Origin of the sequence: Mycobacterium sp. D16Q13, assembly GCF_002013375.1 — a bacterium.
Classification (GTDB): Bacteria; Actinomycetota; Actinomycetes; order Mycobacteriales; family Mycobacteriaceae; genus Mycobacterium.
On the sequence record NZ_MAEW01000007.1, the window covers coordinates 100,622 to 111,690 of the forward strand.

An 11,069-nucleotide genomic window follows, 5' to 3' on the forward strand; every position below is an offset into this window, starting at 1 on the left:
ATGGCCGGCCAATGACAACGGAGTCTCTGCACATCATCGCTGCTGCCGACGAGGGCGGTGGCGCCGCGCTCGACCAGGTGATCGGCATGTCGGTGGTCGCCGCGATCGTCTCGGGTGGCCTGCTCTGGATCGGCTACCTGCACCGCCAGCGACGCATCACCTGGCTACAGAACCTCGCAGACCGGGTGGGTAACAAGTTCAATCGCCCGCCCTGGGTGGCGCTTCAGATCTGCCTCTTCGTCTCGACGATCGTGGCCGCGCTGTTCGGTTTCATCTGGGATGTCAGCCTGCACATCGGCAAGGGCCGCGACGCGGGGCCGCTGGCCAATCCCGCGCATTACTTCATTCTGTTCGGGTTGTTCCTGCTGTTCATCGCGGGCACACTCGCGATCGTTCTGCCCTATGACAGGCCCGGTTCGGCGGCGGTGCGCATCACCCGCACCTGGTACGCGCCGGTCGGCGGTCTGCTGATGGCGGTGTGTGGCCTCTATGCGTTGATCGGGTTCCCGCTGGACGACATCTGGCACCGCATCTTCGGCCAAGACGTCACGCTCTGGGGTCCCACCCACCTGATGCTGATCGGCGGTGCCGGGCTGTCCCTGCTCTCCGTTCTGATTCTTGAATACGAGGGCAGGCGGGCCATCGGCTTCAACCCAGACGATGACACCAATTTCGTGAAGTTCTTGCGCTACATGTCCTTTGGCGGGTTGTTCATCGGTCTGTCGGTGTTCCAGATCGAGTACGACTTCGGCGTCGAACAGTTCCGGCTGGTGCAGCAGCCCATGATGATCGCAGCGGCCGGCGCCTTCGCCGCGGTGAGCGCACGCATGGTGATGGGCCGCGGCGCCGCGATCATCGGCGCGCTACTCGCCATCGCGTTGCGCGGTGCCGTCTCGATTCTCGTCGGCCCGATTCTCGGCGGACCGACGAGTTGGTTCGCCCTCTATCTTGGGCCGGCTCTGGTCGTCGAACTCATCGCGCTGACTCCCTTGATCAAGCGCCCCATACTGTTCGGCGCAATCGCGGGCCTGGGCGTAGGTACCGCCGGGCTGTGGCTGGAGTCGCTCTGGATCGGTGCGGTCTACCGGTACCCGTGGCCGGTGAGCATGTGGCCGGAGGCCCTTGCGATGGCGGTGCCCGTCGCGATTGCCATGGGTGTCTGTGGCGCACTGTTGGGCATGGTGCTCACGGGGCGGCAGCTGCCCAGACCCGCCCTGAGCATCACGGCGGTCGTCATCACGGTGCTGATCATCGGTGGTGCGGTGGCCAATGGCCTGCGCACCGAGGTTCCTGAACATGCCACGGCGACAATCGCATTGAGCGAGCTATCCAATGAGGACGGCAAGCGCATGGTGTCGGCGGATGTCGTGATCAATCCGCGCGACCTCATCAGTGACGATTCGGCGGATGTCGTGATCAATCCGCGCGACCTCATCAGTGACGATCCCGAGTGGGTGACAATCCTGTCCTGGCAGGGCGGCTTGGCCAACAACCGCGGGCTGTCGATCGACCGGCTGCAGAAGGTCGGTGAGGGCCACTACCGTTCAACTCAACCGATCCCGGTTTCCGGCTCGTGGAAGACGCTGCTGCGGGTGCAGGATGGCACCACAATGACCGGCGTGCCGATCTTCTTACCCGCCGACCCCGGCATCGGCGCACCGGAGACACCCGCACTGGCCTCCAGCACCCGGCCGTTCACCCAGGAACTGACGATCCTGCAGCGCGAACGCAACCAGAACCATCCATCCTGGCTCTTCACCGTGGCGTCACTGGTGGTGCTGTTCTGCACGCTGGCGCTCATCGCGGCGTTGAGCTGGGGCGCCGGACGCATCAACGGCACCGAAACACACAGCGCCAGTGATGCATTGCCCACCCCGGGACCTAAACCGGGCCCCAAGGAGCCGGTGCCGCACGGCCCATGACCGTCCAATATCTGGCCGATCACTCACTGCTATTGGCATTGCCCGCATTCGCGCCCGCCATCCTGGTGGCGGGCGTGGTCATCTGGGTGGCGCTGCGAGACCGCCGTCACGACGACGGGGACGATCCCGTCGGCGAAGAGGAACACCGGGACTAGGAGGAATCAAGGATGAGGATGAGAGCCCTGACCGCGATCGCCGCCGCAGCGCTGATCTGCGCCGGCTGTGTCACATCAAGGGATAGCGCCGCCACCGGATCCAGCACACCGGCGCCCGAGCTGACCATCGATGTCACCATCAAGGGCGGGGTCGTCACGCCGAGCAACGCCACAGTGCACACGCGGGTCTCCGAACCCATCGTGATCCGCGTGGACAGCGATGCCGCCGACGAACTGCACGTTCACTCCACTCCCGACCACAGCTTCGAGATCGAGCCGAAGAGCGGCCAGACGTTCCAGTTCAGCGTCACCGTGCCCGGCAAGGTCGACGTCGAGCTCCACAAACTCAAGAAGACGATCGCCACGATCTCCGTACAGCCGTGACCGCCGGCCGGTCGACGGCCGTACTCGCCCACGGCCTGGGCGGGTCATCCGATCTTCCGATCCCCTATACCTATGCATTGATCGGCGCGGCGTGGGCGTTGACGTTCACCTTCGCCGTGGTTGCGCTGGCCTGGAAGAAGCCCCGGTTCGACGCAGCCCGGCCCGGGCGACCACTGCCGGCCTGGATCACGGCCGCCGCCGACCGTCCGGCCGCGCGCTGGGCCGGTACCGCACTGGTACTCCTGGCGACCGCATGGGTCACCGTGGCGGCGATATGCGGGCCACAGGACGGCGGGAATCCGCTGCCGGGCGTCTTCTACGTATTGCTGTGGGTCGGCGTGGTCGCGTTGTCGCTACTGTTCGGGCCAGTGTGGCGTGCGCTATCGCCCGTGCGCGCCGTGTACCGATTACTGGCCTTCTCGCGACGGCCCCCGCCGGTCGAATACCCACGCCGGTGGGGATATTGGCCCGCGGCCGCCGGACTGTACCTGTTCGTGTGGCTGGAGCTGGCCAGCGCGGACCCCGGATCGCCTCGCGCGGTGAAGATCTGGCTCCTGGCGTACGCGGCGATAACTCTCGCGGGCGCGCTGGCATGTGGCACGCGCTGGTGTGCACGGGCCGATCCGTTCGAGGTCTACAGCATGGTGGCCTCGCGGCTGTCACCCGTGCGGCGCAACACCGACGGCCGTATCGCACTTGGCAATCCGTTCGACCATCTGCCGTCGCTGCCGATTCGTCCGGGCGTCGTGGCGGTGCTCGCGGTCCTGCTGGGCTCGACCGCATTCGACAGTTTCTCGGCCATGCCCGGCTGGCGCGCGTTCGTCGACGAACTCGCCGGTGGCTCGACAGTGGCGGCCATCGCGATCCGCACCGCGGGGCTGACGGTCTTCGTGGCCACGGTCGCCACCACCTTCTGTCTGGCCGCGCGCGCGACCGGCGGTGTCACCCCTGGCACCCGGCGCGAACTGCCTGGCCTGCTGGCACACTCACTGATCCCGATCGTCATCGGTTATGTATTCGCCCACTATCTGACCTACCTCGTGGAGCGCGGCCAGCAGACACTGCTGCGGCTCGCCGACCCCCTTGGGCGCGGATGGTTCTCCACGGTCGACGTCTCGTATGTGTTGTCGATGCACCCGTCGGTGCTTGCGACGCTCAAGGTGGGTTTCGTGCTGGCCGGGCACATCGCGGGCGTCATGGCCGCGCACGACCGCGCCCTGCAGGTCTTGCCCCGGAGACACCAGGTGACCGGCCAGCTGGCGATGATGCTGGTGATGGTCGGGTACACCTTCACCGGGCTGTACCTGCTCTTTGGCGGCTGACGACACGACCGTCTCAAATCTAAGTCTTTTCTAAGAAATTAAGAGATTAATAAGAGTAGGGTGCATCGAGACGAAAGGATCGGCGATGACACCTGAAAAGCGGGAACACAGAGATCACGCGGTAGTCCTCGGGGCTGGGATGGCCGGACTACTGGCAGCCAGGGTGCTGTCGGAGTCTTACGAATCGGTCACGGTGGTCGAACGCGACGAACTGGGCGTGGGCGCTACCCCGCGCAGCGGCGTGCGGCAGGGCCAGCACATTCACATGTTCATGAGCTCGGGCACCGAAGCGCTGGAACAACTGTTCCCCGGCATTCTCGGAGAGCTCCGGGCGGACGGAGCCACCGTCTGCGACGAGGGTGACCTCTCGCGCATCAAGATGCTGATCGGACCACATGAGATGTTCAACCGATCGGACAAGTTCCGTGACCCGGGAACGTTCAAGCTCTATCTCACAACCCGCCCCTTTCTGGAGTCCCATGTACGACAACATGTTCGACTGATCGACAACGTCAGGTTCCTCGATGGGCACGATGTCATCGAACCGATGACCGAGGAACACCGCGTCACCGGCGTTCGCGTAGCGCGACGATCCACAGGGCTGGTCACAACACTCATCGCAGACCTGGTGGTTGACGCCACCGGACGGACTCCACGGACGCAAACGTTCTTGGATCGGCTCGGATGCGAAAGGCCTGCCGAGGTCCGCATGGCATCGCCCGTGACGTACGCCAGCCAGCTCGTGCACGTGTCCGATGACGTCGCGATGGACAAGCTGACCTTCTTCAACCCGGCACCGGAACACCCGCATGGTGGAGCGATCGCCCGCTGCGAGAACGGCACCGTCATGGTGACGCTGGGCAGGTTCGATATGGAGGAACCGCCCACCACCTTCGACGAAATGATGTCATTTGCAGAACAATTCGCACCGACCGAGTTGGTGGAGACCATCCGGTCCGGGGTGCCGATCGACGACGTACACACCTACCGCTATCACGAAGCCGTGTGGCGACGCTATGACCACCTTCAGCAGTTCCCCGAGGGGCTGCTGGTGATCGGCGACGCGATCTGCAGTCTGGATCCCATCAAGGGCCAGGGGATGACCATGGCCCTCACAGAGGCGCTGATACTGAGGGACTGCCTCATCGCCGGCGATGCCGAGCTCGCCCACCGGTACTTCGACGCCGTCGGTCGACGCATCAACGCGGTGTGGCAACAGAACAAGTTGGCGGCACCTCTATTCACCGGAGCACCAGCGAATGCTTCTGTCACGCAACGCATCGCCTGGCGGTTGTTGGCCTGGTGGGCGCTCGCGATGATGGCCGCGGCGCGTGAGGACATTCGCATCACTGAAACGATCCTGCGCGTCAACCACCTGCACGACTCACCATCCCAGATGCGGCGGCCCGCATTCCTGCTGCGGGTGCTGCGCCACGGCTGGCGTCGGCCAGACGCACCCGTGGAATCACCGCGCCGCCAACTCGCCGTTTCCAGGACGTAGCCCGTAGTGCCCGGCTACGAGCGACAGGATGCAGAGATCCCCATCAGCTCACCAGCCTCGCCGAGATAACCAACGCGAGCACGCACAGCGCCGCGAACCAGATCACTGCACGGAACCACCGCCGGCGCCACAACCACACCGAAAGCGCCAGCGCGACGGCCACAGTCAGGAATCCGATGACACCCGATGGCACAGAAATCGCTGCCGATCCACCGGCGGCCGCGTAGTCGGCGACGTGGAGAAGCCACCACAGTTCCGGGCCACAGAACCGCACCAGCAGACCCGCGCTCAGCGGTGAGATCATGGCAAGCCCCGCGGCCGAGGTACCGAGGATGGTGATGGGCGCGATCACGATGCCCGCGACCACGTTCGCGGCGACGGAAGCCGTGCTGACGCTTCCAGAGATCGCCGCAATCAGCGGCGCGGTGACCACCTGCGCCGCCACCGCGATGCATACGGCATCGGCCAGTGGTTTTGGCCAGCCCCGGGCGGTCATGCGCGTCGACCATCGCGGCGCAAGCGCCACCAGGGCCGCCGTGGCGACCACCGACAACGCAAACCCAATGTCAACGGCTAGACCCGGTGCCATGGCGAGCAGCACCAAAGTCGTTGCCGCCAGGGCCGGTACTGCCTGTCGACGCCGCGAGGTCAACACACCAAGCAGTCCGATCGCACCCATCACCGCCGCTCTCAACACGCTCGGCGAGGGTCTGACGAGGATGACGAAGCCGACCAAAACGAGCCCCGCCAACATCACCGAGGCCCGCAGGCCCACCAGTCGCCCGAGGAGCAGCACGGCCCCGCACACGATGGACACGTTGGCCCCCGATACCGCCATGAGGTGCGTGAGTCCCGACGCTCGAAACATCGCGACGGTGCCCTCGTCGAGCGCACTGGTATCCCCCAGTACCAACGCCGGCAGCAGCGCGGCTTGGTCGGCAGGCAGCGCATTTCGCGCGACCTCGACAAATCGATCACGAATGCCATTGGCCGCGCCATGAACTGGCGAGTGGCCCATGACCGTGGGTTCTCCCACGGTGGTGAGCGTGGCGACGGTCAGATCATGCCGCGCGGAACGGGTGACCACCACACGCGCCGCCACCGTGTCGCCGACCGCAACGGTGCCGAGCAATGACGACGACCCGAAGATGATGACGGAGCCACCACGTGGCTGTGCGGGATCACCCATCGCGACGAGATCGGCGCGCACCATCGCACGCCCGCCGGTGATCGATCGCGGGTCCTCCGTGACCCGCAGCTGTACGGCAACAACGTGTCCCACGCGAGAGCGCAAGGGATGACTCTGCACCCCGTCACGTCGGATGGCCGCGGCGACCGAGAATCCAATACCGGCGATGAGGACGACGAGCACCGCCGTGCCGAAGGCCTTGTTCAGCCGACGACGAGATAGGTGCACGATCAGCGCTCCCAGCGCCAGCACCGCCGCCAGGAAATAGCCTATCGGCCAAAGGATTCCCGCCGCGGTAGCGGCCCAGGCGGCAAGCGCTGGCGGTACCAGACGCAGATCCAGAAGGGACTCATCGTCGCGGCCGACATTCACGAGATCGGCATGGGTCACAACACGACAAGGGCGCGCAGCTTGTCCAGCCGCGCGGGGCCGAACCCGTCGACCTCCGAGAGCTGATCGACGCTGGTGAACTTGCCATGTTCAGAACGCCACCGCACAATCGACGCCGCCATGACCGGCCCCACGCCGGGCAGCGTATCCAGTTCGGATTCGGTTGCCGTGTTGAGGTTTATCCGTCCCGGCGGTATCGGCCCCCTGGCGCCTGCACTGGCGGAAGGTGGCTGCCCGGCGGCGATAATCGAGCTCGTCATCCCTACGGGCTGCCCGGGCGCCGGAGCCAGGCCGACCACTATCTGATCGCCATCCGTCACCGGCCGAGCCATGTTGAGCGTCACGACATCGGCGCCGTCGACCGCACCCCCGGCCGCTGTCACCGCGTCGGCGACCCGGGCACCACTGGACAAGGTGACCAGACCCGGTCGCTTCACCAGGCCGGCCACACTGATGACCAAGGAACTCGGCGCGGACGCCGAGCTCGATGAAACCGGTTGCACCGGAGGAAGTTGTGCACTCACCGGCGGTGGAGGCTGCCGCATCACGGTGAAGATCGTGACCAACACCGCCAGCACGCCGATGGCGCCCAGAGCGACAATCCCGGCGCGACCGGGGTCGGTGCGGACGGACTCCAGCCACCCGCGCGGACCGCCGGGCGTCAGTGAATCCGGGAGCCAGCGCAAGGCGGAATCCGGCTCAGCACCGGCCGCCCCCGCGACGTCGTCGTCATCGTCATCACTCTCACGCCCGGGTGGCGCAAGGCGTCGGTGCAGCAGCTCGGATTCCATATCCCGACGCTAGAAAGCGCCGGACCATCCGGCCAGAGGTGGCGGGGCATCTGTGGATCAATGCAGAGCTGTGGAGAACTCCGAACGCCCTACCTCACTCCACGGGTTCGGCGCATACCCCGACAGCGCCAGGCCCCACGTGCACTGCCAGTACCGGCCCCATCTCTGAGATCACCGGATCATGCGCGGTATTCAGCCGTGAGCACACCAGTTCGTTGACCTTCTCGGCGGTTTCGGTGTTGTCAACGTGGTGGATCGTCACCGAGACGCGACGCTCCCCCACGAAGTCGACGATGTTGTCGACCATCGCGCCGATCGCCTTGGTGGCGGTGCGGACGCGCTGCGCGAGAACGAGCTTTCCGTCATCGTCGATCTGCAACACCGGCTTGAGGGCCAGCGCGGTGCCGAGCCAGGACGAGGTGGCACTGATCCGTCCGCTGCGCCGCAAATGGTCCAATTTGTGCACCACCATGACACATCGGCTGCGCCCCACCGCATCCCGCGCGGCCTGGTACGCCGCACTCAGGTCGGCACCGGCGGCCGCGGCCCGGGCCGCGGCCAGCGCGACGAAGCCGCTGCCCATCGCGGCCGACCGTGAATCAACGACATGCAGCTGATCGCCGTACTCACGGGCCGCCTGTTCGGCGGCTTCGAAAGTGCTCGACAATCTGCCGGACAGATGGACCGCGACCACGCCGTCGCCGGCGCTGTCGATCAGGGCCTGCCGGTACACCTCGGTCAGCTCGGCCGGCGACGCACCGGCGGTGGTGGCGCGGCCCTTCTCGTACACCGAGGCGGGGATGGGATCCACGCCGTCACGCAGGTCCAGGTCGCCGGTCAACACATGCAGCGGCACCAGCCGGATGCCCAGCATCTCGGCGTCTTGCGGTTGCAGCCGCGCCCCGGTGTCCGTCACCACCACAACCGGCATGGGTCACCGAACCCCGAGCTCGGGCAGCACGGACCGCAGCGCGTTGATCATCAATTCGGCAACGCGCTCATGCGCGACAAAGTTCCAGTGGATTCCGTCCGGGTTCCCGCGTCCCGAGAAGATCTCCTCGCCGACGGCTTCCTTCAGGTCCACCACCGGCATCTTGTGTTCCGACGCCCAGGTCTGGATGGCGGACGCGGTGGCTTCTCTGCCCGAGTGCACGCGGCCATATGACTCGGCGATGTGCACCGACGGCAGCGAGGCGACCATGGGCAGCCCCGGGCGGTTGAAATCCAGTGCGCCACGGGTCTTTTCAAGATATTCCACCGTGAGCTTGGGGGGCAGTGCCACCCGCGCGATGGGCGAAAGCCGGGGCTGCAACCAGCCGTACCCGTCGCGGATCCAGCTGCGCAACCTCGGCGGACGAATCAGCCTGATCGACTCCCGCAAGGCCGTCGGAAGCGGCGAAGGCAGCGAATCCATGCCGCTCGTCGCGAAGATGACGGCACCGGCGTGCGGTACCGCCGCCCACGCCCGCGGGTCCTGGATGGCCGCCCACCACACGTCCCGGCAGGTCCAGCCGATTCGGGCGATCAGTTCGACATCCCAACCGAGATGCCGCCCAACGATATTGGGCCAAATTCTGGGGTCGTCGGCCGGCAAGCCCCCGGTTGGGCCGTAGTAGGACAGCGAGTCCGCAAAGATCAGCAGCTTCTTGCGCTCTGAGCCTCCCTCAGAGGACGTCATTGGTCACCTGCGCCGAGGCGTTCCACACATCCAGGCGCCACCGGATGTCGTCGAATCCGGCACCGTCCGCCGAATGTCCGCCCAGCTGGACCCAGCTCGCATTGCCCATCCCGCCGAGCACCGGCCAGTTGCTGATATCCAGACGCAGCAGCGCGGCGGTGAGCGCGGCGATCAGACCGCCGTGGGCAACGAGGACCACCGGGTGATCGCGCTCGTCGGTTCCCCATTCCGTCACCGAGTCAACGAGTTCGGCGACGAGGGGCACGCTGCGATTGGCGACGTCGATGCGGCTCTCTCCGCCATGAGGCGCCAGTGTCGCATCATCGCGCCACGCGGCCCGGGCGCCGGGGGCAATGGCGTCGACCTCGTGATGGGTCAACCCCTGCCAATCGCCGAGATGGGTCTCCCGCAGCCGCTCATCGACCGACACCCCGACATGGCAGCGATCCGCCAGCGCCGTCGCGGTGTCATACGCCCGCTGCAAATCCGAGGACACAATCACCAGTGGCAGCCGCTTGGCCAGCACTTCGGCGGCCGCAACCGCCTGCGCCCGGCCCAGATCCGACAGTCCGGTGTCCAGCTGTCCCTGCATCCGGCTGTCGGCATTGAAGGTCGTCTGCCCATGTCGCAGCAGCACCAACCGACGGATCATGCGCCGTCCTCCGTGTCGGCCGGGGCGTCGACCGGTACCGCGTCCAGGTCCACCGGGATGGTCGGGCAGTCACGCCAAAGCCGCTCCAGCGCATAGTAATTGCGCTCGTCTTCATGCTGGACGTGGACAACCACATCCACATAGTCCAGGAGCGTCCAGCGTCCCTCGCGTCCGCCTTCGCGGCGCACCGGCTTGTGACCGCCCCGGCGCAGCTGCTCTTCCACCTCGTCGACGATCGCGTTCACCTGGCGCTCGTTAGAGGCCGAGGCGATCACGAAGCAGTCGGTGATGACTAGTTGTTCGGAGACGTCGATGACGACGACATCGGTGGCGAGCTTGGCTGCGGCTGCCTGTGCGGCCAGCGTCGCTAGCTCGACGGCATCTGCGGTGGCGGTCATGCGGCGTCCCCTCGGTTCTGACTGTAAAGCTGATGTTTTGCGACGTATTGCACGACCCCGTCCGGTACCAGGTACCAAATCGGCCGCTCCTGGCCCGCCCGAATCCGGCAGTCGGTCGACGAGATGGCGAGCGCGGGCACTTCGACGAGCGAGAGCCCGTCAGGAGGCAGCTCGGCATGGGCGATGTGATCGGAACTCAGTTCGTATCCGGGTCGGCTGACCCCTATGAACTTGGCCAAGGTGAACAGCTGCTCCCAGTTCTCCCACGACAGGATCGATGCCAGCGCGTCTGCGCCGGTGATGAAGTACAGGTCCGCGTCGGGATGCGCGTCGCGCAGGTCGACCAGGGTGTCGACGGTGTAGGTCGCCCCGCCACGGTCAATATCGGCCCGGCTGACGGTGAACCGCGGATTTGATGCGGTCGCGATGACGGTCATCAGGTACCGATGCTCGGCCGGGCTGACCTTGCGCCCCTGCTTCTGCCACGGCTCTCCCGTCGGGACGAAAATGACCTCGTCGAGTTCAAACCGGTCGGCAACCTCGCTGGCGGCAACCAGGTGACCATTATGGATGGGGTCGAACGTCCCGCCCATCACGCCAAGTCGGCGGCGCTGCGCTGAGCCGCTGGCGCGAAGAGTGTCGGGGACAGATTGCACGAATTGCCAGCTTACTGGAGTGATGACCGGC

The 11,069-nt window shown here is 66.0% G+C and carries 12 protein-coding genes; 5 read left to right on the forward strand and 7 right to left on the reverse strand.

Annotated features, from left to right (window positions below; genetic code table 11):
• Positions 1–11: 11 nt before the first annotated feature.
• From B4400_RS07480 to B4400_RS07495, 5 genes are all read left to right on the forward strand, one after another.
• Positions 12–1,922: a hypothetical protein gene (locus tag B4400_RS07480; RefSeq protein ID WP_078309133.1), complete on the forward strand. Its 1,911-nt coding sequence runs from the start codon at positions 12–14 to the stop codon at positions 1,920–1,922.
• Positions 1,919–2,077 (forward strand): hypothetical protein, encoded by a 159-nt coding sequence (locus tag B4400_RS24315; RefSeq protein WP_139361302.1) that lies wholly within the window; start codon positions 1,919–1,921, stop codon positions 2,075–2,077. The genes B4400_RS07480 and B4400_RS24315 overlap by 4 nt, the downstream gene beginning before the upstream one ends.
• A gap of 18 nt (positions 2,078–2,095) precedes the next feature.
• Positions 2,096–2,461, forward strand: coding sequence for a hypothetical protein (locus B4400_RS07485; protein WP_078309134.1), 366 nt, complete (start codon positions 2,096–2,098; stop codon positions 2,459–2,461).
• Positions 2,458–3,783, forward strand: a complete 1,326-nt coding sequence (locus tag B4400_RS07490; protein ID WP_078309135.1) for a hypothetical protein — start codon at positions 2,458–2,460, stop codon at positions 3,781–3,783. Before B4400_RS07485 ends, B4400_RS07490 begins: the two co-directional genes overlap by 4 nt.
• Before the next feature lie 85 nt (positions 3,784–3,868).
• Entirely contained in the window at positions 3,869–5,284 is a 1,416-nt protein-coding gene (locus tag B4400_RS07495) for an NAD(P)/FAD-dependent oxidoreductase (RefSeq protein ID WP_078309136.1), read from the forward strand.
• A 43-nt stretch (positions 5,285–5,327) separates the two neighbouring features.
• Here the strand turns inward: B4400_RS07495 and B4400_RS07500 are convergent, their stop codons facing one another.
• The 7 genes from B4400_RS07500 to nadD all read right to left on the reverse strand — a co-directional run bounded on the left by B4400_RS07500 (position 5,328) and on the right by nadD (position 11,038).
• Complete coding sequence (locus B4400_RS07500) at positions 5,328–6,863, reverse strand: ComEC/Rec2 family competence protein (protein WP_078309137.1); 1,536 nt, start codon at positions 6,861–6,863, stop codon at positions 5,328–5,330.
• The gene (locus B4400_RS07505) at positions 6,860–7,654 is read right to left on the reverse strand and encodes a ComEA family DNA-binding protein (protein ID WP_078309138.1); all 795 of its coding nucleotides are present in this window, start codon (positions 7,652–7,654) and stop codon (positions 6,860–6,862) included. The genes B4400_RS07500 and B4400_RS07505 overlap by 4 nt, the downstream gene beginning before the upstream one ends.
• 94 nt (positions 7,655–7,748) lie before the next feature.
• A complete protein-coding gene (locus tag B4400_RS07510; protein ID WP_078309139.1) occupies positions 7,749–8,585 on the reverse strand; it encodes a DegV family protein in 837 nt (278 codons plus the stop codon).
• 3 nt (positions 8,586–8,588) lie between these two features.
• Positions 8,589–9,332 carry a diglucosylglycerate octanoyltransferase gene (gene octT, locus B4400_RS07515; RefSeq protein WP_078309140.1) on the reverse strand — a complete coding sequence of 248 codons (744 nt, stop codon included), beginning with the start codon at positions 9,330–9,332 and terminating at the stop codon, positions 8,589–8,591.
• The gene (gene gpgP / locus B4400_RS07520; protein ID WP_078309141.1) at positions 9,319–9,984 is read right to left on the reverse strand and encodes a glucosyl-3-phosphoglycerate phosphatase; all 666 of its coding nucleotides are present in this window, start codon (positions 9,982–9,984) and stop codon (positions 9,319–9,321) included. The genes octT and gpgP overlap by 14 nt, the downstream gene beginning before the upstream one ends.
• On the reverse strand, positions 9,981–10,382 hold the full coding sequence (gene rsfS / locus B4400_RS07525) for a ribosome silencing factor (RefSeq protein WP_078309142.1): 402 nt from the start codon (positions 10,380–10,382) through the stop codon (positions 9,981–9,983). The genes gpgP and rsfS overlap by 4 nt, the downstream gene beginning before the upstream one ends.
• Complete coding sequence (gene nadD / locus B4400_RS07530; protein WP_170914941.1) at positions 10,379–11,038, reverse strand: nicotinate-nucleotide adenylyltransferase; 660 nt, start codon at positions 11,036–11,038, stop codon at positions 10,379–10,381. The genes rsfS and nadD overlap by 4 nt, the downstream gene beginning before the upstream one ends.
• Between the last annotated feature and the right edge of the window lie 31 nt (positions 11,039–11,069).

What these genes read in the sequence shown, in the direction of transcription:
- B4400_RS07495 (WP_078309136.1), top strand. Translation starts at nt 3,869, where the DNA reads ATGACACCTGAAAAGCGGGAACACAGAGATCACGCGGTAGTCCTCGGG.
- B4400_RS07485 (WP_078309134.1), top strand. Translation starts at nt 2,096, where the DNA reads ATGAGAGCCCTGACCGCGATCGCCGCCGCAGCGCTGATCTGCGCCGGC.
- gpgP (WP_078309141.1), bottom strand. Translation starts at nt 9,984, where the DNA reads ATGATCCGTCGGTTGGTGCTGCTGCGACATGGGCAGACGACCTTCAAT.
- B4400_RS24315 (WP_139361302.1), top strand. Translation starts at nt 1,919, where the DNA reads ATGACCGTCCAATATCTGGCCGATCACTCACTGCTATTGGCATTGCCC.
- B4400_RS07480 (WP_078309133.1), top strand. Translation starts at nt 12, where the DNA reads ATGACAACGGAGTCTCTGCACATCATCGCTGCTGCCGACGAGGGCGGT.
- octT (WP_078309140.1), bottom strand. Translation starts at nt 9,332, where the DNA reads ATGACGTCCTCTGAGGGAGGCTCAGAGCGCAAGAAGCTGCTGATCTTT.
- rsfS (WP_078309142.1), bottom strand. Translation starts at nt 10,382, where the DNA reads ATGACCGCCACCGCAGATGCCGTCGAGCTAGCGACGCTGGCCGCACAG.
- B4400_RS07505 (WP_078309138.1), bottom strand. Translation starts at nt 7,654, where the DNA reads ATGGAATCCGAGCTGCTGCACCGACGCCTTGCGCCACCCGGGCGTGAG.
- B4400_RS07510 (WP_078309139.1), bottom strand. Translation starts at nt 8,585, where the DNA reads ATGCCGGTTGTGGTGGTGACGGACACCGGGGCGCGGCTGCAACCGCAA.